General features: G+C 61.4%; 25 protein-coding genes. 12 read left to right on the top strand and 13 right to left on the bottom strand.

Annotated features, from left to right (window positions below; translation table 11 throughout):
• Nucleotides 1-39: 39 nt before the first annotated feature.
• Nucleotides 40-1,482 (bottom strand): serine endoprotease DegP, encoded by a 1,443-nt coding sequence (gene degP, locus ACMGG9_RS02375; RefSeq protein WP_033641869.1) that lies wholly within the window; start codon nucleotides 1,480-1,482, stop codon nucleotides 40-42.
• Nucleotides 1,483-1,663: 181 nt separating this feature from the next.
• Nucleotides 1,664-3,181, bottom strand: a complete 1,518-nt coding sequence (gene dgt / locus ACMGG9_RS02370; protein ID WP_033651661.1) for a dGTPase — start codon at nucleotides 3,179-3,181, stop codon at nucleotides 1,664-1,666.
• 129 nt (nucleotides 3,182-3,310) lie between these two features.
• On the opposite strand from dgt, the gene mtnN reads away from it, so the two are divergent.
• From mtnN to ACMGG9_RS02355, 3 genes are read left to right on the top strand one after another with little or no spacing between them, the layout of a single operon-like run.
• Complete coding sequence (gene mtnN / locus ACMGG9_RS02365; protein WP_160203968.1) at nucleotides 3,311-4,012, top strand: 5'-methylthioadenosine/S-adenosylhomocysteine nucleosidase; 702 nt, start codon at nucleotides 3,311-3,313, stop codon at nucleotides 4,010-4,012.
• A 1-nt stretch (nucleotide 4,013) separates the two neighbouring features.
• Entirely contained in the window at nucleotides 4,014-4,820 is an 807-nt protein-coding gene (gene btuF, locus ACMGG9_RS02360; RefSeq protein ID WP_414161884.1) for a vitamin B12 ABC transporter substrate-binding protein BtuF, read from the top strand.
• Nucleotides 4,820-5,434: a TRIC cation channel family protein gene (locus ACMGG9_RS02355; RefSeq protein WP_033641866.1), complete on the top strand. Its 615-nt coding sequence runs from the start codon at nucleotides 4,820-4,822 to the stop codon at nucleotides 5,432-5,434. Before btuF ends, ACMGG9_RS02355 begins: the two co-directional genes overlap by 1 nt.
• A gap of 164 nt (nucleotides 5,435-5,598) precedes the next feature.
• Here ACMGG9_RS02355 and erpA read toward each other — a convergent pair whose 3' ends face one another.
• Nucleotides 5,599-5,943, bottom strand: a complete 345-nt coding sequence (gene erpA / locus ACMGG9_RS02350) for an iron-sulfur cluster insertion protein ErpA (protein ID WP_033641865.1) — start codon at nucleotides 5,941-5,943, stop codon at nucleotides 5,599-5,601.
• An 89-nt stretch (nucleotides 5,944-6,032) separates the two neighbouring features.
• Nucleotides 6,033-7,472: a H(+)/Cl(-) exchange transporter ClcA gene (gene clcA, locus ACMGG9_RS02345; protein WP_033641864.1), complete on the bottom strand. Its 1,440-nt coding sequence runs from the start codon at nucleotides 7,470-7,472 to the stop codon at nucleotides 6,033-6,035.
• A gap of 174 nt (nucleotides 7,473-7,646) precedes the next feature.
• Between clcA and hemL the strand changes: the two genes are divergently transcribed.
• A complete protein-coding gene (gene hemL / locus ACMGG9_RS02340; RefSeq protein ID WP_015376661.1) occupies nucleotides 7,647-8,936 on the top strand; it encodes a glutamate-1-semialdehyde 2,1-aminomutase in 1,290 nt (429 codons plus the stop codon).
• 62 nt (nucleotides 8,937-8,998) lie between these two features.
• Here the strand turns inward: hemL and ampE are convergent, their stop codons facing one another.
• Both ampE and ampD read right to left on the bottom strand, forming a co-directional pair.
• A complete protein-coding gene (ampE, locus tag ACMGG9_RS02335) occupies nucleotides 8,999-9,853 on the bottom strand; it encodes a beta-lactamase regulator AmpE (RefSeq protein ID WP_033631795.1) in 855 nt (284 codons plus the stop codon).
• Nucleotides 9,853-10,449, bottom strand: coding sequence for a 1,6-anhydro-N-acetylmuramyl-L-alanine amidase AmpD (gene ampD / locus ACMGG9_RS02330; protein WP_025301585.1), 597 nt, complete (start codon nucleotides 10,447-10,449; stop codon nucleotides 9,853-9,855). Before ampD ends, ampE begins: the two co-directional genes overlap by 1 nt.
• A gap of 84 nt (nucleotides 10,450-10,533) precedes the next feature.
• On the opposite strand from ampD, the gene nadC reads away from it, so the two are divergent.
• From nadC to hofC, 4 genes are all read left to right on the top strand, one after another.
• The gene (gene nadC / locus ACMGG9_RS02325) at nucleotides 10,534-11,424 is read left to right on the top strand and encodes a carboxylating nicotinate-nucleotide diphosphorylase (protein ID WP_025301584.1); all 891 of its coding nucleotides are present in this window, start codon (nucleotides 10,534-10,536) and stop codon (nucleotides 11,422-11,424) included.
• A 189-nt stretch (nucleotides 11,425-11,613) separates the two neighbouring features.
• Nucleotides 11,614-12,051: a prepilin peptidase-dependent pilin gene (gene ppdD, locus ACMGG9_RS02320; RefSeq protein ID WP_033651664.1), complete on the top strand. Its 438-nt coding sequence runs from the start codon at nucleotides 11,614-11,616 to the stop codon at nucleotides 12,049-12,051.
• 5 nt (nucleotides 12,052-12,056) lie between these two features.
• Nucleotides 12,057-13,499, top strand: coding sequence for a type II secretion system protein GspE (gspE, locus tag ACMGG9_RS02315; protein ID WP_414161883.1), 1,443 nt, complete (start codon nucleotides 12,057-12,059; stop codon nucleotides 13,497-13,499).
• Nucleotides 13,496-14,695: a protein transport protein HofC gene (gene hofC, locus ACMGG9_RS02310; RefSeq protein WP_213587859.1), complete on the top strand. Its 1,200-nt coding sequence runs from the start codon at nucleotides 13,496-13,498 to the stop codon at nucleotides 14,693-14,695. The genes gspE and hofC overlap by 4 nt, the downstream gene beginning before the upstream one ends.
• Nucleotides 14,696-14,749: 54 nt before the next feature.
• Here hofC and ACMGG9_RS02305 read toward each other — a convergent pair whose 3' ends face one another.
• Nucleotides 14,750-15,793 carry a GMP reductase gene (locus ACMGG9_RS02305; RefSeq protein WP_015376656.1) on the bottom strand — a complete coding sequence of 348 codons (1,044 nt, stop codon included), beginning with the start codon at nucleotides 15,791-15,793 and terminating at the stop codon, nucleotides 14,750-14,752.
• A 362-nt stretch (nucleotides 15,794-16,155) separates the two neighbouring features.
• Between ACMGG9_RS02305 and coaE the strand changes: the two genes are divergently transcribed.
• Nucleotides 16,156-16,770 (top strand): dephospho-CoA kinase, encoded by a 615-nt coding sequence (coaE, locus tag ACMGG9_RS02300; protein WP_047025205.1) that lies wholly within the window; start codon nucleotides 16,156-16,158, stop codon nucleotides 16,768-16,770.
• On the opposite strand, the gene ACMGG9_RS02295 is transcribed toward coaE, so the two are convergent.
• A complete protein-coding gene (locus ACMGG9_RS02295; protein WP_227414610.1) occupies nucleotides 16,670-16,900 on the bottom strand; it encodes a hypothetical protein in 231 nt (76 codons plus the stop codon). The two genes, coaE and ACMGG9_RS02295, sit on opposite strands and share 101 nt — an antisense overlap.
• Between ACMGG9_RS02295 and zapD the strand changes: the two genes are divergently transcribed.
• Together zapD and yacG are read left to right on the top strand one after the other, a co-directional pair.
• Complete coding sequence (gene zapD / locus ACMGG9_RS02290; RefSeq protein WP_372507295.1) at nucleotides 16,827-17,528, top strand: cell division protein ZapD; 702 nt, start codon at nucleotides 16,827-16,829, stop codon at nucleotides 17,526-17,528. The genes ACMGG9_RS02295 and zapD overlap by 74 nt on opposite strands.
• Nucleotides 17,529-17,579: 51 nt before the next feature.
• Nucleotides 17,580-17,771 (top strand): DNA gyrase inhibitor YacG, encoded by a 192-nt coding sequence (gene yacG / locus ACMGG9_RS02285; RefSeq protein WP_025301578.1) that lies wholly within the window; start codon nucleotides 17,580-17,582, stop codon nucleotides 17,769-17,771.
• Nucleotides 17,772-17,810: 39 nt separating this feature from the next.
• Here the strand turns inward: yacG and mutT are convergent, their stop codons facing one another.
• From mutT to secM, 3 genes are all read right to left on the bottom strand, one after another.
• Nucleotides 17,811-18,215, bottom strand: coding sequence for an 8-oxo-dGTP diphosphatase MutT (gene mutT, locus ACMGG9_RS02280; RefSeq protein ID WP_033651668.1), 405 nt, complete (start codon nucleotides 18,213-18,215; stop codon nucleotides 17,811-17,813).
• 80 nt (nucleotides 18,216-18,295) lie between these two features.
• Nucleotides 18,296-21,004: a preprotein translocase subunit SecA gene (gene secA / locus ACMGG9_RS02275; protein WP_038873493.1), complete on the bottom strand. Its 2,709-nt coding sequence runs from the start codon at nucleotides 21,002-21,004 to the stop codon at nucleotides 18,296-18,298.
• An 82-nt stretch (nucleotides 21,005-21,086) separates the two neighbouring features.
• Nucleotides 21,087-21,617, bottom strand: a complete 531-nt coding sequence (gene secM / locus ACMGG9_RS02270; protein ID WP_033641856.1) for a secA translation cis-regulator SecM — start codon at nucleotides 21,615-21,617, stop codon at nucleotides 21,087-21,089.
• Nucleotides 21,618-21,643: 26 nt separating this feature from the next.
• On the opposite strand from secM, the gene ACMGG9_RS02265 reads away from it, so the two are divergent.
• Entirely contained in the window at nucleotides 21,644-22,159 is a 516-nt protein-coding gene (locus tag ACMGG9_RS02265; protein ID WP_004932751.1) for a DUF721 domain-containing protein, read from the top strand.
• Between the two features lie 114 nt (nucleotides 22,160-22,273).
• Here the strand turns inward: ACMGG9_RS02265 and lpxC are convergent, their stop codons facing one another.
• Together lpxC and ftsZ are read right to left on the bottom strand one after the other, a co-directional pair.
• The gene (lpxC, locus tag ACMGG9_RS02260) at nucleotides 22,274-23,191 is read right to left on the bottom strand and encodes a UDP-3-O-acyl-N-acetylglucosamine deacetylase (protein ID WP_004932754.1); all 918 of its coding nucleotides are present in this window, start codon (nucleotides 23,189-23,191) and stop codon (nucleotides 22,274-22,276) included.
• A 103-nt stretch (nucleotides 23,192-23,294) separates the two neighbouring features.
• Nucleotides 23,295-24,449, bottom strand: a complete 1,155-nt coding sequence (gene ftsZ / locus ACMGG9_RS02255; RefSeq protein WP_004932757.1) for a cell division protein FtsZ — start codon at nucleotides 24,447-24,449, stop codon at nucleotides 23,295-23,297.
• Nucleotides 24,450-24,466: the final 17 nt, after the last annotated feature.

The raw sequence follows: 24,466 nt of genomic DNA, 5'->3' as shown, positions 1-24,466 counted from the left end.
CCGTAGCGTGCCTTTGTTGCTTTTAGCGCCTGACGTTTATCACTGCGCCAGCAGGTACAGCTGGCTATCGCCGCGCTGAATATTCAACGCCAGCACCGACGGTTTGCTGTCGAGGATTTTACGCAGCTCGCCCAGGTTCTGGATCGGCTGTTGGTTCACGCCCAGGATCACGTCGCCCTTTTTCAGGCCGATGCGTGCGGCGGCGCTGCCGGCTTTCACGCTGTCGACCTTGACGCCTTTCACGTTGCCGACCTGGGTATTGCTCAGCTCGGCGCCTTCAATGCCGGTGTAGATATTGCCCGAGGCCACCTGGGTCTGCGCGCTTTGCTCCAGCGTGACGTCAATCGTTATCGGCTTGCCGTCGCGAATAATGCCCAGCGACATCTTGCTGCCGACCGGCAACGTGCCGATCTCTGCCCGGAACGAGGCGAAGCTGGAGATGGCCTTGCCGTTCATAGTGACGATCACGTCACCGGCCTTGATGCCCGCCTTCGCGGCGGAAGATTTCGGCATTACCTGGCTGACGAAGGCGCCGCGCTGCGCGTCGACCTTCATCGCCTTGGCCAGCTCAGAGTTCAGCTCGGTGCCCATGATGCCCAGCTCGCCGCGTTTCACCTGGCCATACTCGACCATTTGCGCCGTCAGGTTTTTCACCATATTGCTCGGAATGGCGAAGCCGATGCCGATGTTGCCGCCGTCCGGCGCCAGGATCGCGGTGTTGATGCCGATCAGCTCGCCGTTCAGGTTAACCAGCGCGCCGCCGGAGTTGCCGCGGTTGATTGCCGCATCGGTCTGGATAAAGTTTTCGTAGTTTTCGATGTTCAGGCCGCTGCGCCCCAGGGCGGACACGATGCCCGAGGTGGCGGTTTCACCCAGCCCGTACGGGTTGCCGATCGCCACGGTGTAATCGCCGACGCGCAGCTGATCGGAGTCCGCCATCTTGATCGCCGTCAGGTTCTTGAAGTCTTTCAGCTGGATCAGGGCGATGTCGGAACGCGGATCCTTGCCGATCACTTTGGCGTCGAAACGGCGGCCGTCGCTCAGCTGCACCTGGATCTTGTTGGCGTTGTCCACCACGTGATTGTTGGTCACCACATAGCCCTTGGCGGCATCGATAACCACCCCAGCGCCCAGCGCCTGGAATTTCTGCTGCGTGCCCTGCGGCTGCTGGCCATCCGGTCCGGGCTGTTCAGCGCCCTGACACATCGGCGAGCCCTGGAACGGTGAACCGTCCTGGCAGAACGGCGAATCTTCACCGAAGAACTGTTGGAACTGTTGCGGCATGCGCGGCGTATTGACCGTGGTGCTGCCCTCAACGTTAATGCTCACGACGGAAGGCATCACCTTCTCCAGCATCGGCGCCAGGCTCGGCAACTGCTGGGTGCTGGAAGACGCGGTTTCAGCGGCGCTGGCCGTAACCGGGCCCATCGCCATACCGATGCTGAATGCCAGTGCGCTCAGAACTAATGCGGTTTTTTTCATCTGTGTGTCTCTTATAAAGTCGTTCAAAAAAGAATGGCTGTCTTGCGTGCTTATTCAGAGTTAATTAATAGCCCGAAGTTCCGGCACAGATGATTGGCAATAGTAAACAAATATTGTTCGTCTTTACAAAACTCGAGACAGCCAACCGGTTGGAATTGCTGATAATTATTCCTCCGCTTAATTATTCCGCCGCCATTAATCGACGATATTCATCATAGGCATAAAGGTCGGTCATTCCGCTGATATAGTCCTGCAATAAACGCGCGCGGAAATAATATTCCCGAATGGTTTGCTGCTCCGGCGATAAATGCTGCAGCCCTTCTACCGCTTCCACATAAGCCAGCCGATGCTTGGTGGACAGCTTGTGGAACAGGCGCGTTTCGATCGGGTAAGCGCGATGGCTGTCCTCGCGCACCAACCGGCTGAAGTCCGCCAGCGACATCGCCAGCAGCGGGCTGTAAATGTCCAGCAGGCCGCTGATCACCCGGTAGCCTTGCAGCTCGAGCTGCTCGACCTCCGGGTGGTTGAACACGTGCTTGAACGCCACATTTTTAAATATTTTCAGTAGCTGATAGGCCGGGCTGGAATCTTCCAGCAGCGCCTGATTGAAACTGCCCTGATAAACCGCGTCAAGATTGTCGATAAAGCGCTGCGCCGCGTGCGGCACCAGCCGCGCCACGGTAAACACCCGCAGATACATGAAGAACTGATCTTCCGCGCTGCGCCGCGCGCCGCCGCGGTCGATCTTGCGAAACGCGCTGGCGACGGTCTTGTCGAACAGATCGCCCGGCGCCACCTCGCCCCACTCCTGAATCAGGTGCTGATACAGCTGCTCGACGGTGAAAATGCTCTTCTCCACCGCGTCTTCCAGATCGGCCACGCAGTACGAGATATCGTCGGCGGCCTCCATGATGTAGGTCAGCGGAAAACGATCGAACTCGCCCATGTGCAGCTCGCGCCGCAGCCGATCGACAAAGGCTTCTTCCGCCAGATAATAGCCGGGCTTTTTCATCAAATAGCTGTGGCTGGCGGGGATGTCGCCCGCCCAATAAGCCGGGCGGGTGTATTTCAAAATGCAGCCGACCTGCGCGTAGGTCAGATTGAGTTTCAGCAGGCTGTACACCATGCGGATCGCCTGGGCGTTGCCCTCGAAATGGCTGAGATCCTGACGGATCCGGCTGCGCAGCCGGTTCAGATCGCTCTCCCCTTCATGCAGCCGCAGCGACGCGACCTGGCAGCGATCGTGACTGCCCGGCTCGCTGCCGCAGCTGGCAGGATCGAGCCGCTGGGCGAACCAGTCGTTGATCGCCGACTCGCCGAAGTGACCGAACGGCGGATTGCCGATATCGTGCATCAGACAGGCCATTTCCACGATGCTCTCAAACGGATCGAGTAGCCGGGTCAGGCCGAATTCATCGATCTTACCCGCCTGTTTGAAGCGGTTGAGGATCTCTTTGGCGATATGGCGCCCGACCTGCTGCACCTCCATCGAGTGCGTCAGGCGGCTGCGCACCGCCGCGTTGCGCTCCAGCGGAAACACCTGGGTTTTTTGCTGCAAACGGCGAATGGCGGCCGAGTTGACGATGCGCCCGCGATCGCTCTCGAACTGCCGCACGATGTCGTACTCTTCCTCGGCCTCGATCGGTTTGCTGAAAGGCCGTTGGAAGCTGATTTTTTGCTTGAAGTCGATCCCGGACATCTGTTTCTCCGCCGTTGCGCCCTGCCCCCGTGATAACAATTCCCGGCGGCGGATGCAACGCATTATCTCTGATACACAGCCATGATAGACTATGCCGCAATTCTCACGGCCAATCAGCGAGTGTTATTTATGAAAGTAGGCATCATCGGCGCAATGGAGCAGGAAGTCACCCTGCTGCGCGATCAAATCGAAAACCGTCAAACCATCCAGCGCGCGGGCTGCGAAATCTACACCGGCCAGATCGGCGGCGTTGAAGTGGCCCTGCTGAAATCCGGCATCGGCAAAGTCTCCGCAGCCATGGGCACCACCCTGCTGCTGGAGCACTGCAGCCCGGACGTGGTGATCAATACCGGCTCCGCCGGCGGCCTGGCCAGCACGCTGCGCGTGGGCGACATCGTGGTGTCGGAAGAAGTGCGCTACCACGACGCCGACGTCACCGCCTTCGGCTACGAGCCGGGCCAGATGGCCGGCTGCCCGGCGGCGTTCGTCGCCGACGACGCACTGATCGCGCTGGCGGAAAGCTGCATCAAACAGCTGGATCTGCACGCGGTGCGCGGCCTGATCTGCAGCGGTGACGCCTTCATCAACGGCGCCGAGCCGCTGGCGCGCATCCGCGCCACCTTCCCGCGCGTCGCCGCCGTGGAAATGGAAGCCGCGGCGATCGCCCACGTCTGCCATCTGTTCGGCACGCCGTTCGTGGTGGTGCGCGCCATTTCCGACGTCGCCGACAGCGAGTCGCACATGAGCTTTGACGAGTTCCTGGTGGTAGCGGCCGAGCAATCTACGCTGATGGTCAACGCCATGCTGCAAACCCTGGCCAAGCGCGGTTGATGTGAGGCTGCGCTTCACCTCGGCGCTCTGGCTGCTGGCGTTCTGGCTGGCCCTGCCGGCCGGGGCCGCCCAGCGAGTGATCAGCCTGGCGCCCAACGCCACCGAACTCGCCTATGCCGCCGGCATGGGCGAGGTGCTGGTGGCGGCGAGCGCCTATTCCGATTATCCGCCGCAGGCCGCCAGGCTGGAGCAGGTGGCCTCCTGGCAGGGCATCAACCTGGAGCGGGTGCTGGCGCTCAAGCCGGATCTGATCCTCGCCTGGCGCGGCGGCAATCCGCAGCGCATGCTGGATCAGCTCGCCGCATTCGGCATCCCGATCTTCTATGCGGACGCCGATAATCTCGAAGGGATCGCCGGCTTGCTGGATAAGCTGGCGCAATACAGCCCGCACCCGGACCAGGCGCATCAGGCGGCCGCCGGCCTTCGCCGCCAGTTCGCCGCTCTCAGGCAACAGTACGCCGATAATCCTCCGCGACGCGTGTTGCTGCAGTTCGGCACCCAGCCGCTGTTCACCAGCTCCGGCGCCACGCTGCAGAGCCAGGTGTTGGCGCTGTGCGGCGCGCAGAACGTCTTCGCCGACAGCCGCACGCCTTGGCCGCAGATCAGCCGCGAGCAGGTGCTGGCGCGCCAACCCCAGGCCATCGTCATCACCGGCGGCGCGAAAGAGGCCGCCAATGTGAAAGCCTTCTGGGCGCCGCAGCTGCAGGTGCCGGTGATCGCGCTGAACGAAGACTGGTTCAATCGCGGCGGGCCGCGGCTGCTGTTGGCGGCGCAGCAACTGTGCCGCCAGCTGGCGGAGATCCGCTGATGCTGGTGTTCTGGTTGGATATTCTCGGTACGGCGGTGTTCGCCGTCTCCGGCGTACTGCTGGCCGGCAAACTGCGCATGGATCCGTTCGGCGTGTTGGTGTTGGGCGTGGTTACCGCGGTCGGCGGCGGCACCATCCGCGATATGGCGCTGGCCAACGGCCCGGTGTTCTGGGTCAAGGATCCCACCGATCTGGTGGTGGCGATGATCACCTGCGTATTGACGCTGCTGCTGGTGCGCCAGCCGCGCCGCCTGCCGAAATGGGTGCTGCCGGTGCTCGACGCCGTCGGGCTGGCGGTGTTCGTCGGCATCGGCGTCAACAAGGCTTTCGCGGCCGGTACCGGCCCGCTGGTGGCGATCTGCATGGGGGTGATCACCGGCGTCGGCGGCGGCATTATCCGCGACGTGCTGGCGCGCGAGATCCCGATGATCCTGCGCACCGAAATTTACGCCACTGCCTGCATCATCGGTGGCATCGCGCACGCCACGGCGTTTTACACCTTCAACATGCCGCTGCAACAAGCCATGATGCTGGGCATGGTCATCACGCTGGCCATTCGGCTGGCGGCCATCCGCTGGCACCTCAAGCTGCCCGCCTTTATTCTCGAACGCTGAGCCGCCGCCCTGCGGGACGAATGCAGCCACGCGACGGCACAGCCGAATATCATCCACAACCCACCGGCCCAGGAGAACGGCGTGGCAGTGATCCTCGTGGAGTGGTAGGCATAAAAAAACCCGCCGGCTGGAAAGCAAGCGGGTTGATATTCTGACAGGCAAACTCAGATGCTGAACGACGAACCGCAACCGCAGGTGGTTTTGGCATTAGGGTTGGTCACCACGAAGCGCGATCCTTCCAGCCCTTCGGTGTAGTCCACCGAACCGCCAACCAGATACTGCAGGCTCATCGGATCGACCACCAGCGCCACGCCCTGCTTCTCGATGGTCATGTCACCATCGTTGACCTTGTCGTCAAAAGTGAAACCGTACTGGAATCCGCTGCAGCCGCCGCCGGTAATGTAAACCCGCAACTTCAGGTTCGGATTTTCTTCGTCAGCAATCAGGTACTTGACCTTGTTTGCTGCTGCCTCGGTAAATTGCAGGGGCAGTGCCGTTTCATCACTCATACTCTTTACTCCCAACATTGTTCAGCATCAGATCGCGACCAGGGCTGCCTGATTAATATTAACGATTATCCGATACCTGAGTGTTGCGTTCAAGTATTCACCGCATTTGTTGTATTTTCTTTACTTGTTTTCTCCGCCGCTTCCCGCGCCAACTGCGCCTCCTGCCGTTGCAGGGTGCGCGCCAGGATCGACGAATACAGCGGCTTGCCGCCGAGCAGTTGCGCCACCACCGTAGCACCGAGGCAGGTGATGATCATCGGTAAAATCAGCTGGTAGTTGTCGGTCATTTCCAGCACCAGCACGATGCCGGTCAGCGGGGCGCGCACGGTGGCGGCGAACAGCGCCCCCATACCGGCGATGGCGAAAGTGCCCGCCTCGATGCCGTATTGCGGGAAAAGATGCGCCCCCGCCAGCCCGAAGGCGGTGCCGAACAGCGTGCCCAGCGCCAGCATCGGCGCAAAGATACCGCCCGGCGCGCCGGAACCGAAGCACAGCAGCGTGGTGAAGATGCGGGTAATGAAGATAAACATCAACATGCCGACGCTGTAATTGCCCGCCGCGGCGATCGGGATCAGCCCAAAGCCGCCGCCCGCCGCCTCTGGCTGAATCAGCCCCAGAATGCCGCACACGCCGCCGAGCAGCCCGCCCATCAGCAGCACATTGCGCATTCGGCCGCCGTGCAGGCGCGCGAACATGTCCTGGGTGCGGAAGATAAGCGCGTTGAATCCCACGCCCACCGCGCCGAATATCGCCCCCAGCACCAGATAGAGCCACAAGGTGTTGATGGGCGCCGAGGCGAGTTTGCCGACCGCGATCACCGAGCCTTGGCCGTTGAACAGCTGGAACACCACGCTCGACATGATAACGCCGATAAACACTGCTTTAATCGAGATCAGGTTGTAGCGAAACTGCGGCCGCATCTCTTCGATGATAAACAGAATGCCGGCCAGCGGCGCGTTGAACGCGGCGGACAGCCCGGCGGCGGCCCCGGTCGCCAGCAGCGAATGGCGCGCCTCGGCGCCGCGAATGCGCAGCACGTCCAATACCATGCGCCCGACGTTGCCGCCCATCTGTACCGTAGGCCCTTCGCGCCCCAGCACCATGCCCGCCCCCAGCGTTCCCATGCCGCCGATGAATTTCACCGGTATCACGCGCCACCAGCGCACCGGCCGCAGCTCCTCCAGCGCGCCTTCGATCTCCGGAATGCCCGAACCGCCAGCCTCAGGCGCAAAGCGCCGCACCAGGTAATAACCCAGCGCCGCCAGCGCGGCGGACAAGATAAACGCCAGCGGCCACACCAGGATCCAGAAGTCGGCGACCTGCGCCAGCGAAGCCAGCCGCTGCTGCTGCACCCACTCCACCGCTTTATCGAAGGCCACGCCGAGCAAACCGGCCAGCGTCCCCACCAGCGCGGCCATCAACAGGATCGCCACCGGCGTTTTATCGCGGCGGATAAACTGGCGCACCGCATCGCTGCGGCTAAGACGCGGGCTCAACGTCCCGACTGGCTGTGATTGTGATTCTGTCATCGCGAGTGATTCGTCAGGTAATTTGTAATACAAATAGGCAGGGCGATAATTCTACCCCAACCCGGCGGCGGGCGCTGCCGTTAATGGTATCTGACTGTGATCGTTTCATAACGCGGCGCTCTCCTCTAGAATAGCGCGGTCAAATCATTCAAAAGAGAATCCAGGAGCCGATTTATGAGCCTACACAGCAAGTCCGAAAGTCTGTACGCCCAGGCGCAACAGTTGATCCCCGGCGGGGTAAACTCTCCGGTGCGTGCATTCACCGGCGTGGGCGGTGTGCCGCTGTTTATCGAGCGCGCAGACGGGGCTTACCTGTTCGATGCCGACGGCAAGGCCTATATCGACTATGTCGGTTCCTGGGGGCCGATGGTGCTGGGGCATAACCACCCGGCGATCCGCGACGCGGTGATTGAAGCGGCGCAGCGCGGCCTGAGCTTCGGCGCGCCGACCGAGATGGAAGTCAAAATGGCGCAGCTGGTCACCGAACTGGTGCCGACGATGGATATGGTGCGCATGGTGAACTCGGGCACCGAAGCCACCATGAGCGCTATCCGCCTGGCGCGCGGCTACACCAACCGCGATAAAATCATCAAGTTCGAAGGCTGCTACCACGGCCACGCCGACTGCCTGCTGGTGAAAGCCGGCTCCGGCGCGCTGACCCTCGGCCAGCCGAACTCACCGGGCGTGCCGGCCGACTTCGCCAAACACACCCTGACCTGCACCTATAACGATCTGGATTCGGTGCGCGCCGCCTTCGAACAGTACCCGTCCGAGATCGCCTGTATCATCGTCGAGCCGGTCGCCGGCAACATGAACTGCGTGCCGCCGCTGCCGGAATTCCTGCCGGGCCTGCGCGCCCTGTGCGACAAGTACGGCGCGCTCTTGATCATCGACGAAGTGATGACCGGCTTCCGCGTCGCGCTGGCCGGCGCACAATCCTATTACGGCGTCGAGCCGGATCTGACCTGCCTCGGCAAAATCATCGGCGGCGGCATGCCGGTGGGCGCCTTCGGCGGCCGTCGCGAGGTGATGGACGCGCTGGCGCCGACCGGCCCGGTCTACCAGGCGGGCACCCTGTCCGGCAACCCGATCGCCATGGCGGCGGGCTACGCTTGCCTGACCGAAGTGTCGCAGGTCGGCGTGCATCAGACGCTGACCGAACTGACCGAGATGCTGGCCGCTGGCCTGCTGCACGCGGCGCAGGAAGAGAATATTCCGTTGGTGGTCAACAACGTCGGCGGCATGTTCGGCCTGTTCTTCACCGACGCGCCGGCGGTCACCTGCTACCAGGACGTGATGCAGTGCGACGTGGAACGCTTCAAGCGCTTCTTCCACCTGATGCTGGAAGAGGGGGTGTATCTCGCGCCGTCCGCCTTCGAAGCGGGTTTCATGTCCGTGGCGCACAGCAAGGAAGACATCCAGCGCACCATCGACGCCGCGCGTCGCTGCTTCGCCAAGCTGTAATCCCGGCCGGATGGCCAAAAAGAAACGGGCGCCGAGGCGCCCGTTTTGTTTTTCACGGCGGTTTACAGCAGCGTGCCGTAAATGGTCAACAGCGCCACCACCACCACGATGATCATCGTCACCTTGCGCGCCAGCGTCACCGCCGCCCGCGGCGTTTGCACCGGGTCCATATGCGGATCGCGCGCCAGCGAGAACTGCGCCAGCCGCGTCAACACCTGATACGACGACGAATGCCGATCGCCGAGTGAGGCGAACCAGGCCGGCAACGCGCGCTCGCCGTGGCCGAACAACGCATAGGCCACCCCGGCCAAACGCACCGGGATCCAGTCCAGCCAGTTCAGCAGATGATCGATGCCCGACTGCGAACGCTCCAGCGGCGTATTGTGGCGCGCCAGCCAGGTTTGATAGGCGCGCAGGAAGGCATATCCCGCCAGCGCGATCGGCCCGTACGGCCCAAAGACCACGAACCAGAACAGCGGCGCCAGGTAATAACGGAAGTTGATCCACAGCAGCGCGTTTTGCAGCTCGCGCAGACGCAGCTCTTCACTGCAGTCCACCGGCAAACCGTGGATCAACGCCAGCTCTTCCGCCATCTGATCGCTGGCATGGGTATCCCCCTGCCGCGCCGCTTTCAGGTAGGCGCGATAGTGTTTGCGCTTGATGCCGGCGCCGACGCACAGCAGATCGATGACGATCCACAGCAGCAGCGTCACCACGCCGAAGAATAACCCGTGCGACAACCACAGAACGCCCCAGACGATCACCATCCAGGCGGCGGTCATCGCCAGCGTCTGCGCCAGCGAAACCCGATGCAGCCGCTGAAATACCACTTCGAGGCGATGATCCAGCTGCCAGTGTTCCCCCAGCTTGAACAGGCGCTCCCAGGCCAAAACCAGCAACAGCGTAAACAGCGTCATTAGCGATTCCTCTCCCTTTTTCTTGTCTCAAGCATAGCGTCGGCGGGCGCGCCGCGTTGTTCCAGAGATGCCAGATAGCGATCCCAATCGAACGCCGGCCCGGGATCGGTTTTGCGGCCGGGGGCGATATCGCAATGCCCGGCGATATGCGCCGCCAACGGCGGATAATGTTCGGCCAGCAGCGCGGTGACCGCCTGCAGCGTGCGATATTGCGCCTCGGTGTAGGCTAACTGGTCGGTGCCTTCCAGCTCGATGCCGATGGAGAAATCGTTGCACCGTTCGCGCCCCTGATACAGAGAAACGCCCGCGTGCCACGCGCGCTGGTCGAAGGGCACATACTGCACGATCTCCCCGTCGCGGCGGATCAGACAGTGCGCAGACACTCGCAGCTGATGGATCTCGGCGAAATAAGGGTGCTGCGCGGGATCGAGCGTGCCGGTGAACAGCTGGTCGATATAGGGGCCACCGAATTCGCCGGGCGGCAGGCTGATGTTATGGATGACCAGCAGCGAGGGCGGCTCGTCATCCGGGCGCCGATCGCAGTGCGGCGAAACCACTCGCGTCACCCCGACAATCCAGCCATTTTCCAACTGCATCAGACACCTCTCTGCGGTGGTACTTATTCCTGCAACAGAGTAGCATGTTCCCCTACGAACTAACCGTCCATTTCGGAGTTTTCCATGCCGACACGCCGCTACAGTGCCGACCGTCGCCGCACCGAGCTTCTTGAACGTATTGAAAGTGATATTCCCTATTCCGTCGCCCAGGCGCTGCGCGAAGACCTGGGAGGTGAAGTTGACGCCGGGCGCGATATTACCGCGCAATTGTTACCGGCGGACAAGCAGGCCGAAGCCACCGTCATTACCCGCGAAGCCGGCGTGTTCTGCGGCCGCCGCTGGCTGAACGAAGTCTTTATTCAGTTGGGCAACCAGGTGCAGGTGGAGTGGCTGGTGGCAGACGGCGACCGTCTGATACCGAACCAACCGCTTTGCCGGCTGCGCGGCCCTGCGCGGGTTCTGTTGACCGGCGAGCGCACCGCGCTGAACTTCGTGCAGATGCTCTCCGGCGTGGCGACCGAGGTCAGCCGCTACGTGGCTCTGCTGGAAGGCACCCAGACTCGCCTGCTCGATACCCGCAAGACCTTGCCCGGCCTGCGCACCGCGCTGAAATACGCCGTGCTGTGCGGGGGCGGCAGCAACCACCGGCTGGGGCTGTCCGATGCCTTCCTGATCAAGGAAAACCACATCATCGCCTCCGGCTCGATCAAAAACGCGGTGGAAAAAGCCTTCTGGCTGCACGCCGACGTGCCGGTGGAAGTGGAAGTCGAGTCGCTCGATGAGCTGCAGCAGGCGCTGGACGCCGGCGCCGACATCATCATGCTGGACAACTTCAGCGTCGAGATGATGCGTCAGGCGGTCGCCCAAACCCAGGGCCGCGCCCAGCTGGAGGTGTCCGGCAACGTCACCAGCGAGACGCTGCGCACCTTCGCCGAGACCGGCGTGGATTACATTTCGGTCGGCGCGCTGACCAAACATGTGACCGCGCTCGATCTGTCGATGCGCTTCAAATGATCCCCTCGCTCCCGGCCGCCGCCGGGGGCGTTACCGCAGATTTGCGAAGCCCCTCGCACCGTTTTTCCCTCCGCTGCAAACGACATCAATACTGATGGAAGCACGCCGAGAAACGCGTAAAACCCGCTCGCCGTTCCCCCACGCAAACCGCTACCGTTGTTTTCCACACCCTTATGGAGGAAACAACGCATGGAAACGCAACGCGGCTTTAGCCTGATCGAACTGATGGTGGTGATCGCCATCATCGCCATCCTCAGCGCCATCGGCATTCCCGCCTACCAGCGCTACATCCAGAAAGCGGCGATGACCGACATGCTGCAAACCATGGCGCCATATAAGCTGGCGGTCGAGTTGTGCGTGCTGGATGAAGGCGCGCCCGCCGGCTGTGAAGCCGGCAGCAAAGGCATTCCCAGCGGCGGCGCGTCGCGTTACGTCAGCGGGGTGAAAGTCGTTAAAGGCGTAATCACGCTGACCGGCACCCAAACGCTGCAGGGGCTGGCGGTGGCGTTAACCCCCAAGTCGAACGCCGATGGGCTGACCCGCTGGACCCGGCTGTGCAGCAGCGAAAACGCGACGCTGGTTGAGGTGTGCCGGGAAGTCTTCCGCTTCGACGACGCGGCGGAGTAACGGCGATGAACGCGCAAATCAGCGAAGAGGTTCACACCCTGTGTCGGCGCTATCAGGCGCTGGCGTTGAGCGAGGACCCGACCACCCTGACGGTCGCGCTCAGCGAAGAAGCGCCGCAGGGGCTGCTGGCGGCGCTGCGTTTCGCCACCGGCAAACGCATCCATCTGGAACAATGGCCGGCGGCCAGGTTGGAGCTGGCGCTTAACCAGCGCCACGAACCGCTCTCGGCGCCGCTGGCGGCCGAAGAGGACACAACCGACATCGCCTACCCCGACGACGGCGATGCGCCGGTGGTGCAATTCATCAACCAGACGCTGCGCCTGGCCATCCAGCGCCGCGCCTCGGACATCCACTTCGAGCCCTTTCGGCAGCATTTTCGCATTCGTCTGCGTATCGACGGCGTGCTGCAAACCCTCGCCTCACCGCCGCCGCAACTGACCGCGCGCCTCATCGCCCGGCTGAAGATCCTCGGCCAGCTGGATATCGCCGAGCGCCGTCAGCCTCAGGACGGGCAGCTCAGCCTGACGCTGGACAGCGCGCGCTATGCCATGCGTATCGCCACTCTGCCGACGCTACACGGCGAAAAGGTGGTGCTGCGCGTTCAGCAGGGCGAGCAACAAGAACTGCCGCTGGAGCAGTTAGGCATGAGCCGGGCGGATCTGGCGCGCTACGCGACGGCGCTGGCCTGCCCGCAAGGGTTGATCCTGGTGACCGGCCCGACCGGCAGCGGCAAAACGGTGACGCTGTACAGCGGTCTGCGCCAGTTGAACGATGCGCAGAGCAACCTGTGCAGCGTCGAGGATCCGGTCGAGATCCCGCTGTTCGGCGTTAATCAGACCCAGATCAACGCCAAAACCGAGCTGAGCTTCGCCCGGGTGCTGCGCGCCCTGCTGCGCCAGGATCCGGACGTCATCATGGTCGGCGAGATCCGCGATGCGGAAACCGCCGAGATCGCGGTCAAGGCCGCGCAAACCGGCCACCTGGTGCTGTCGACGCTGCATACCAACTCCACCGGCGAAACCCTGACGCGGCTGATGCACATGGGGATCCCCGGCTACCTGCTCGCCGGCTGTCTGAAGCTGATCGTCGCGCAGCGGTTGGTGCGCAGACTGTGCCGCCACTGCCGCTATCCGCACAGCCAGCCGACGCATTTTCCCAGCGCGATCTGGCCGGAACCGCTCACTGTCTGGCGCGCCGATGGCTGCGAGCATTGCTTCGGCGGTTACTATGGGCGCATCGGCGTGTATGAACTGTTGGCCATTACGCCGGAAATACAGGCGGCATTGCTGGCGAACGCCGCTCCCAGTCTGCTGGCGGATATCGCCCGCGAACAGGGGCAGCTTTCGCTGCTGCAAGCGGGCCTGGCGCTGGCCGCCGAAGGCACGACCTCGCTGGAAGAACTGTATCGCGTGATCGACGTCGTCCAGCCTGGCATAGCCGCGCCATGAAAGCGCGCCGGCTGTTTCTTTGGCAGGCTTTCGACGCACAGGGCGCCTTACGCCGCGGCGAACTGATGAGCGAGGAAAAACGGCAGGTGAGCCGGTTGCTGATCGAACAAGGCCTGCAACCGTGCCGAATCGGGCACGGCAAACGCGTTACGCCCGGCCAATGGCGTGGAGAACCGTTAATCCACTTCACCCGCCAGCTCGCCACTCTGCTGCAGGCGGGGTTGCCGCTGGTCAATGCGCTGCAGTTGCTGGCAGCAGAGCATCCTTCGGCAGCCTGGCGCTGCCTGCTGCGCCAGCTGGCCGACCAGGTGCGCGAAGGGCAACCGCTTTCCGAAACCCTCGCCGAACAACCGGGGATTTTTCCCCTGATCTATCGCCAGCTGATCGCCATAGGTGAACTGACCGGCAACCTCGATCGCTGCTGCCTGCAGCTGGCGCAACAACAGGAGGCCCAGTTGCTGCTGCGCCGCAAGGTGACCAAAGCGCTGCGTTATCCCCTCTTCATCTGCGCGGTGGCGCTGATGGTCAGCGTGTTGATGCTGGTGATGGTGCTGCCGGAATTCGCTAAGGTTTATCAATCGTTCGATGCGCCGCTGCCCTGGTTTACCCAAGGGTTGCTGGCGTTGTCTGCGCAGTTGATCGCCACCGGCCCCTATCTGGCGCTGCTGCTGGGCGCGTCGCTGTTCGGCTATGGCCGCTGGCTGCACCCGCGCCCGCCGTGGCGCAGACGTGAACAGGCACTCTTGCTGCGCCTGCCGCTGATCGCCCGGCTGGTGAGCGGCGGCGCGCTGAGCCAAACATTTCGCATCCTGACCATGACCCAACGCGCCGGGCTGACGCTGATGGAAGGGTTGAACGCGGCGGCGTTGGCGGCTGACCATCTGCTGTACAAACAGGCGCTGGAGCAGATGCAACGGCAGATCGCCGAAGGCGAAGCCTTTCATCATGCCCTGGGCCTGCAACCGCTGTTTCCGCCGCTGTGCCGGCAGCTGGTGCGGGTGGGCGAAGAGTCCGGTTCACTGGACGCCTTGCTGGATAAATTGGCGCAGTGGTATGAACGGCAAACGCACGAGCTGGCCGATACGCTGGCGCAAACGCTGGAGCCGCTGCTGATGCTGGTGGTAGGTGGGATTGTCGGCGCTTTGGTGATCGCCATGTATCTGCCTATCTTTCAACTGGGCAGCGTATTGGGATAAGGGAAAAAGGATAGCGGGCGCCGCGGTGCGCTGCGCCCGAATGCAAGGTGCGGCTTATTTGCTGCCGAAGACGCGGTTTTCCTGCTCCGCCACACGGATAAAGGTGGTGCGCTTGGTCAGCTCTTTCAAACGCTCGGCGCCGACGTAGGTGCAGGCGGAACGCAGGCCGCCGAGGATATCGCGCACGGTGAACTCCACCTCGCCTCGCAGCGGCAGCTTGACGGTTTTGCCTTCGGCCGCGCGATACTCCGCCACGCCGCCGACGTGGCGCTTCATCGCTGACTCGGAGCTCATGCCGTAGAACAGCATGAATTTCTCGCCGTTCTCTTCCACCACGGTGCCTTCGCACTCGTCGTGGCCGGCCAGCATACCGCCCAGCATCACGAAGTCCGCACCGCCGCCGAAGGCTTTGGCGACATCGCCCGGCACCGAGCAGCCGCCGTCGCTGACGATTTGGCCGCCCAGCCCGTGGGCCGCATCGGCGCATTCGATCACCGCCGACAGCTGCGGATAGCCCACGCCGGTCTTCACGCGGGTGGTGCATACCGATCCCGGCCCGATGCCGACTTTAACGATGTCGGCGCCGGAGAGGATCAACTCTTCCACCATCTCGCCGGTCACTACGTTGCCGGCGCAGATGACGTGATTCGGGCAGGCTTCGCGCGCTTTCTGCAGGAAGGCGACGAAGTGTTCAGAGTAGCCGTTGGCCACGTCGATACAGATGAATTTCAGCGCCGGAGACAGGGCCAGGATCTGCTGCATTTTGGCGAAGTCGGCTTCTGAGGTGCCGGTGGACACCATCACGTGGCGCAGCACCGATTCCGGCATGCGCTGCACGAAGTCAGCCCATTGCTCGACGCTGTAATGTTTGTGTACGGCGGTGAGAACGTCGAAAGAAGCCAGGGCCTCAGCCATGCGGAAGGTGCCCACCGTGTCCATGTTGGCGGCGATAATCGGCACGCCGGACCAGCTGCAACCTGAATGCTTGAAGGTAAACTGACGTTCCAGTTCAACCTCGGAACGGCTTTTCAACGTGGAACGCTTAGGGCGGATCAACACGTCTTTAAAGCCTAACTTCAAATCTTCTTCAATACGCATGACTTATGATTTCCTGGTTAATGGCGACGGATCGCAAGGAGGATATTCGAACCTCTGCCCGACCGCTTTCCCGTGGCGCGGAAAGATGACGGCGAGATTAATGCCAGTTCCAGTGACGTTATAATACGCGCTAATAATCGCCGAACAAGACTGCGAATTCGCCTTTATTTACGCTACAATCCGACAAATTTACCTGCATAATCGCAGTGTGATTGCCCGCTCATTTCTGCCGTGCCGCTGCGCTTTTTCTCGCCGCCCAAACGGGGCCGAGGCGCAAGCGCCGCCTGCCGACTTGCACTTCTGCGCGATCGCTTTATGATTCGTCTATTATTTTTTTATGAACATCGGATGCACCTAACACCATGGCCTACATTGTTGCGTTGACCGGGGGCATAGGCAGCGGCAAAACGACCGTTGCGAACGCCTTTGCGCGCCACGGCGCAGCCATTGTCGATGCCGACGTGATCGCCCGTCAGGTCGTTGAGCCGGGCACCCCTGCTCTGGCCGCGATCGCCGAGCGATTTGGTAATGAAATGTTGCTGCCGGACGGCGCGCTCAACCGCGCTGCGCTGCGTCAGCGCATCTTCAGCCGCCCCGATGATAAAACCTGGCTGAACCAACTGCTGCATCCGCTGATACACCGCGAGACCCAACGCCAACTGGCGCAGGCGGCCAGCCCGTACGCGCTGTGGGTCGTGCCGCTGCTGGTGGAAAACGGCCTGCAGGATCGCGCCGATCGGGTGCTGGTGATCGACGTCGACACCGAAACCCAGTTGGCTCGCACCATCGCGCGCGACGGCATCAGCCGCGAGCAAGCGCAGAGCATTCTCGCCGCCCAGGCCACGCGCCAGCAGCGCCTCGCCGTGGCGGATGACATTATTGACAACAGCGGCGCCGCTCAGGGGATAGAGCCACGGGTCGCCGCACTGCATCGTCGCTACCTTGAACTGGCGGCAACAGCGCCCCAACAGGATTAAACTGCATGAGTGATGTTTCCCCAACCGTTCTCTTTGAACACCCGCTGAACGAAAAAATGCGTACCTGGCTGCGCATCGAGTTTTTACTGCAACAGCTGCACGGCCAGCGCGCCCTGAGCGAAACCGCCATCGCCCTTACCTTTTTCCGCACCGTCTCCGATTTGCTTGACGTACTGGAGCGCGGCGAGGTACGCACCGAACTGCTCAAAGAGCTGGAGCGTCAGCAGCAAAAACTGTTGGCCTGGGCCGATGTGCCGGGCGTGGATATGGCGCTGATCGAGCAGTTGCGCGGCCAGTTGAAGTCGCGTTCATCGGCGCTGATGGCGGCACCGCGCCTCGGTCAGGCACTGCGTGAAGACCGGCTGATCGGCCTGGTGCGCCAGCGTCTGAACATTCCCGGCGGCTGCTGCAGCTTCGATTTGCCGACCCTGCACATGTGGATGCATGCGCCGCAGCAGGATCGCGATGCCGACGTCGCCGCCTGGCTGCAGTCGCTGGATCCGCTGAACCAGGCGCTGATCATGGTGCTGGATCTGATCCGTCAGTCGGGGCCGTTCCGCAATCAAATCAGTCTGAACGGCTTTTTCCAGGACAACGCCGAAGGGGCGGACCTGCTGCGCCTGCGCCTCCATCTGGCGCCGCAGCTTTATCCGCAAATTTCCGGCCACAAGACGCGTTATGCCATTCGTTTCCTGCCGTTGGACAGCGAACATGGCATGGTGCCTGAACGCCTGACGTTCGAACTGGCCTGTTGTTGAACTCATGAAAGCAAGCCTTCTCAGCACCGCCAGAAGGCGTAAGGAACCGTTATGACGACCGTAGTGAAATGCCCAACCTGTGGCACCGGCGTGGTTTGGGGCGAAGTCAGCCCGTTCCGGCCGTTTTGCAGCAAGCGCTGCCAGCTGATCGATCTTGGCGAGTGGGCCGATGAAGAGAAGCGCATTCCGAGCAACAGCGATCTGTCGGAAAGTGAGGACTGGAGCGAACTCGACGACCGCTAATCGCCGATTGAAGGCCTGGCGCACGCCAGGCCGATAGTGTTATTGCGCGGCGCCAGCCTGCGCCACCAGCAGTTGGATAATGCCGGCGTTGGCTTCCGGGAACTCGTCTTCACGCAGCTCCGCCTGTTTTACCCAGCGCATCGGCTGCCCCTCACGGCCAAACGGCTCGCCCGCCCAATGCTCCACCAGATAAAAATTCAGCGTCACGATGCGATCGCTGAAGCGATGTTCCACCACCTCCAGCAGTTCGGCCCGCTCGGCTTCGATACCGGTCTCTTCACGCAGCTCGCGGTTCAGCGCCTGTTCCGGCGTCTCACCCGGTTCGATCTTGCCGCCGGGAAACTCCCAAAATCCGGCCATGTGCGCGTCGGCGGCGCGGCGGGTAATAAAGATCTCCCGTTGAGCATTGCGGATGATGCCCACGGCGATATTCAAATGTTTCATCTCACCCTCCTGATGGGTGCCAAAAAACAGGGGCTCAGCAAGCTGAACCCCTGGGTGTTATCGGTTAACCGCAGCCGGCATTACTGCAGACGACCGTGGCACTGCTTGTATTTCTTGCCGGAGCCGCATGGGCAAGGATCGTTGCGGCCCACTTTACGCTCGGCGGTCGCCGGCGCGTTCGGATCTTCGGTCACCAACGCGTTCTCGTCGTGGTGGCTCAGCTGTTGGTGCTGCGCCAGGCGCTCGGCCTCTTCACGGCGCTGCTGTTCCAGCGCTTCCACCTCTTCCGGCATCCGCACCTGCACCTTGCTCAGCACGCTGATCACTTCATATTTCAGCGATTCCAGCATGGTGGCGAACATGTTGAAGGATTCGCGCTTGTACTCCTGCTTCGGATCCTTCTGCGCATAGCCGCGCAGGTGGATACCCTGACGCAGGTAGTCCATCGCCGCCAGGTGCTCTTTCCACAGGGAATCCAGCGTCTGCAGCATCACGCCCTTCTCGAAGTTGCGCATCATTTCGCTGCCGACCACTTCTTCCTTACGCTGGTACTGCTCTTTGGCGTTCTCCAGAATGCGTTCGCGCAGCGTCTCTTCGTGCAGCTCCGGCTCTTTGTCCAGCCATTGTGCGATCGGCATCTCCAGATCGAAGTCGTTCTTCAGGCGCTCTTCCAACCCCTGAATGTCCCACTCTTCTTCCAGCGACTGCGGCGTGATGTAGTTGTCGATGGTGCTCTTGAACACGTCCTCGCGGATGCTGGCGATGGTTTCGCTCACGTCGGACACGTCCAGCAATTCGTTACGCTGGCTGTAGATGGCGCGGCGCTGATCGTTGGCGACGTCGTCGTATTCCAGCAGCTGCTTACGGATGTCGAAGTTGCGGCTCTCGACCTTGCGCTGGGCGTTGGCAATCGCCTTGGTCACCCACGGATGCTCAATCGCTTCGCCTTCTTTCATGCCCAGTTTACGCATCATGCCGGACACGCGATCCGAGGCGAAGATACGCATCAGGGCATCTTCCATCGACAGGTAGAAGCGGGATGAACCGGCGTCGCCCTGACGACCGGAACGGCCGCGCAGCTGGTTATCGATACGGCGCGATTCATGGCGCTCGGTGCCGATGATATGCAGGCCGCCAGCCGCCAGCACCGCGTCGTGGCGCACTTTCCAGGCGGCTTTGATGGCTTCGATCTGCTCTTCGGTCGGTTCTTCCAGCAGCGCCACTTCGGCCTGCCAGCTGCCGCCCAGCACGATGTCGGTACCACGGCCCGCCATGTTGGTGGCGATGGTCACCGCGCCGCTTTGGCCGGCCTGGGCGACGATGTCCGCTTCCATGGCGTGGAATTTGGCGTTCAGCACCTTGTGCTCGATGCCCGCTTTGGTCAGTTCATGGGAAACCACTTCGGATTTCTCGATTGAGATGGTACCCACCAGCACCGGCTGGCCTTTGGCGGTACGCTCGCGGATGTCTTCAATGATGGCGCCGATCTTCTCTTTCTCGGTCATGTACACCAGATCCGGCATGTCCTTACGGATCATCGGACGGTTGGTTGGCACCACGATGGTGTCCAGCTTGTAGATCGAGCTGAATTCGAAGGCTTCGGTATCGGCGGTACCGGTCATCCCGGCCAGCTTCTCGTACAGACGGAAGTAGTTCTGGAAGGTGATCGAAGCCAGCGTCTGGTTCTCGTTCTGGATCTCCACGCCTTCTTTGGCTTCCACCGCCTGGTGCAAACCGTCGGACCAGCGGCGGCCCTGCATGGTACGGCCGGTGTGCTCATCGACGATGATCACTTCGCCGTCTTTCACGATGTAGTCCACGTCGCGGGTGAACAGCACGTGGGCACGCAACGCGGCGGTAACGTGGTGCATCAGCATGATGTTGGTCGGCGAGTACAGCGATTCGCCTTCATCCATGATGCCGGCTTCCACCAGCATCTCTTCAATCAGGATCAGACCGCGTTCAGTCAGGTGGACCTGACGCGCCTTCTCGTCCACCGAGAAGTGCCCTTCACCTTTGAAGGTGTCGGAGTCTTCTTTTTCCTGGCGGATCAGTTTAGGGATCAGCTTGTTGACCTTGATGTACATCTCGGAGCTGTCTTCTGCCGGGCCGGAGATGATCAGCGGCGTACGCGCTTCATCGATCAGGATGGAGTCCACCTCATCCACCAGCGCATAGTGCAGTTTGCGCTGCACGCGCTCTTCCGGGCTGAACGCCATGTTGTCGCGCAGGTAGTCGAAGCCGTACTCGTTGTTGGTGCCGTAGGTGATGTCGGCGGCGTAAGCTTCGCGCTTGGCCGGCGCCGGCATGCCCGGCAGGTTGATGCCGATGCTCAGACCGAGGAACTCGAACAGCGGACGGTTGTTTTCGGCGTCGCGCTGCGCCAGATAGTCGTTGACGGTCACGACGTGTACGCCGCGGCCGCTCAGGGCGTTCAGGTAGGCCGGCAGCGTCGCGGTCAGGGTTTTACCTTCACCGGTGCGCATCTCGGCGATGCAGCGGTCGTTCAGTACCATGCCGCCCAGCAGCTGCACGTCGAAGTGACGCATGCCGAACACGCGCTTGCTCGCCTCACGCACCACGGCGAAGGCTTCCGGGATCAGGCTTTCCAGCGATTCGCCCTTCTCCAGGCGCGCGCGGAATTCGTTGGTTTTCGCTTTCAACTCGTCATCGGACAGCTTTTCCATGTCCGGTTCCATGCGGTTGATCTGCTCAACCACTTTGCGCATGCGGCGCAGGGTACGATCGTTACGGCTGCCAAAAACTTTGGTTAATAATTTCACTAACATGATGTTTGATATCTCTGTCATGACCGCCGAACACGGCAGTCAACTTGCTATTATTTATGGTTTTTGTGCCCAAAGGGCGAGATCAGACGAGGGCGACGGGCCCGGCGCGAATGCCCTGCACCTGCGCCACCCACAGGCCGGTCTGGTGCCGCGCCAGCGTTGGCAACACCTCAAGGTGGGTGTGGCGAATGATGGTCGGCGGCTTCGGCTCGTGCGTCAGCAGCGCGTTGAGAGTAGAAAGCAGCGCCAGTTGCGCTACCTGCAAAGGGGGTTCCGCTTCGGCTTCGCTCTCCTGCACCCGCGCATAAACCGCCTGCGGCGCCAGCGCGAAAGAGAGGTGACGAATGACGGTGCGCAGCGCATGTTGCTGCCAATAATCTACGCTGAAGGTAGGACGGCGATGCGCGTCCTGCAGCAGGGCCAGGCTGTTGAAGGTGCCGTTGGCCGAATTTTGCCGGTTAAGGCTGGACGATGTGCTCGGCAATGCGGCCTGATCGGGTGCGCCGGACAAATTGGAAGGCGCGCCAAGCGTGGCCGCAACCATCCCTAACAGGAGATGGGGCCAGAAATAACGTCTGCCAAATTGTCGCCAACGATTTAGAATACCGATCACGAGTTTATAATCCGCCGGAGCCCATTATGCGCGATAGCCGTCCACAATTATTAGATGTCCTGTTCGACGACGCGTCTGCCGGCAGCAAAGGGCCGCTGCATAACGTCCAGCAACGCGCGGTGGCGCTGCTCAAGCTTAACCGTGCAGTGAAGGGCCTGTTGCCCGCACCCCTGCATCCCTGGTGCCGCGTCGCGAATTTCCGACAGGGTATTTTAGTGCTCGAAACGGCAAATGCCAGTTGGATGATGCGCTTGCGCTACGAACAACCCGCTTTGCTGTCTGCACTACGAGCGCAAATTCTACCATCATTGTCGTCGATCGACATCAGGATTAATCCGGCCTTGATGGCGAAAGGCAGCAACCAGGTGCAAAACGCCGAAAAAGCGCCGGAAAAACCCGTGCCGATGCGGCATTTGAGTCTGGAGAGTGCGGAAGAGCTGAGGGGATTGGCGAGCCGTAGCCCGGAGAAACTGCGCAAGATATTGGAACGGCTGGCTGCATTGGCCGGAGAGGGTACCAACACAACCAGTCGTGATAAGTAATCAGCGACACGGACTGCAAAATACCGGACAGCCGGCACCACACCATCGTGAGCCTGAATTCTCAGGCTCTGAGGGGATGCGCCTGCCGTTATTCGCAGGCGAGGAATGCAGACCTTACGCCAATACGGTAGACGGTGCCTTGAATGCCAATGGCATTTCGGCTTCGTCCTGGAAGGTCACGTATTCCCACGCTTCCTGCTTGGCCAGCACGGCCTGCAGCAGTTTGTTGTTCAGCGCGTGGCCAGACTTGAACGCGGTGAACGCGCCAATGATGTTGTGGCCGCACATGAACAGGTCGCCGATGGCGTCCAGCATTTTGTGACGTACGAATTCGTCTTCGAAACGCAGACCGTCTTCGTTCAGCACGCGGTAGTCGTCTACCACGATGGCGCAGTCGAAGCTGCCGCCCAGGGCCAGGCCGCGGGACTGCAGGTATTCGATATCACGCATGAACCCGAAGGTGCGCGCGCGGCTGATTTGACGCACGAACGACTCAGCCGAGAAATCAAGACGATAGCGCTGAGAGCTGGCGTCGATGGCCGGGTGGTTGAAGTCGATGGTGAAGTCCAGGCGGAACCCGTTATGCGGGGACAGCTCGGCCCACTTGTCGCCATCTTCAACGCGTACGGTCTCTTTCAGACGCAGGAATTTCTTCGCCGAGTTCAGTTCTTCGATGCCGGCATCCAGCAGCAAGAACACGAACGGACTGGCGCTGCCGTCCATGATTGGGATTTCAGCGGCGTCGACTTCGATGACGATGTTGTCGATGCCCAGCCCAGCCAGCGCGGCGTTAAGATGCTCAACGGTCGAAATACGCACGTCATGCTCATTCACCAGGCAAGTACAGAGCATGGTATCACGCACGGATTTTGCATCAGCCGGAAAATCAACCGGTGGATTCAAGTCAGTGCGACGATAGATGACCCCGGTATTAGCCGGCGCTGGGCGCATTGTCAGCGTGACTTTCTTGCCGGTATGCAAACCGACGCCAGTCGCCTGAACAATACGTTTTAATGTCCTTTGTTTGATCATCGTTTTATCTCGCAATGTTATCCATCCTACCAGCCAAGCATACAGCATGGCTGGCGGGACAGTTTAGCACAAAGAGCGGAGATTCCAAATTCTCAGGATATTCTTAGTCTGCCTGTTTACGCAGGAAGGCTGGAATATCAAGATAGTCGGGCTCTTTATTCGGCTGCGCAGCTTGGTCGTTGACCACCTTCGCGGCAGGTTTCACTTCCTGCGGCAGAGGCGACATGCCGTGCTGCTGATAACGGTGATCCATCACCGGCTGGCTGGCCTGCTTATTGGTCACCAGGGTGATTTCAGGACGCTTGTCCATACCGATACCGGTTGCAACCACGGTTACGCGCAGTTCGTCGTTCATTTCCGGATCCAGCGAGGTACCGATAACCACGGTGGCGTTGTCGGAAGCGAACGCACGGATGGTGTTACCCACGGTTTCGAACTCATCCAGACGCAGGTCGAAGCCGGCGGTGATGTTGACCAGTACGCCGCGCGCGCCGGACAGGTCGATGTCTTCCAGCAGTGGGCTGGAGATCGCCATTTCGGCCGCTTCTTCGGCGCGGTCTTCACCGCAAGCCACGCCAGAACCCATCATCGCGTAGCCCATTTCGGACATCACGGTGCGCACGTCGGCGAAGTCGACGTTCATCAGGCCCGGACGGGTGATCAGCTCGGCGATACCCTGCACCGCGCCTTTCAGCACGTCGTTGGCCGCGCCGAACGCGTCCAGCAGGGAGATGCCGCGACCCAGAACTTTCAACAGCTTGTCGTTCGGGATGGTGATCAGTGAGTCCACGTGTTTGGACAGTTCAGCGATACCCTGCTCCGCGAATGCCATGCGCTTTTTGCCTTCGAAGTTGAAAGGCTTGGTCACCACGGCCACGGTCAGAATACCCAAATCTTTAGCCACTTCAGCCACCACTGGCGCCGCACCGGTACCGGTGCCGCCGCCCATGCCGGCTGCGATGAAGACCATGTCTGCGCCGTCCAGCGCTGCGCGCAGGGCTTCGCGGTCTTCTTCCGCTGAATTGCGACCCACTTCCGGGTTCGCGCCCGCACCCAGACCTTTGGTAATACCGCTACCAATCTGGATGGTTTGGCCAACCGCCGTTTTGCGGAGCGCCTGGGCGTCCGTGTTCACAGCGAAGAATTCAACACCTTCGATGCGCTCGCGCACCATGTGTTCAACGGCGTTGCCACCGCCGCCGCCGACGCCGATGACTTTAATCACCGCGTCATTGGTTAGTTCCATTGGTTCAAACATAGTTTCTCTCCGTTTTG

This window comes from Serratia sp. BNK-10, from assembly GCF_047456065.1.
Lineage (GTDB): Bacteria > Pseudomonadota > Gammaproteobacteria > Enterobacterales > Enterobacteriaceae > Serratia > Serratia ureilytica.
Note: the sequence above shows the minus strand (reverse complement) of the source record. Positions and strands in the feature narration are given on the sequence as shown.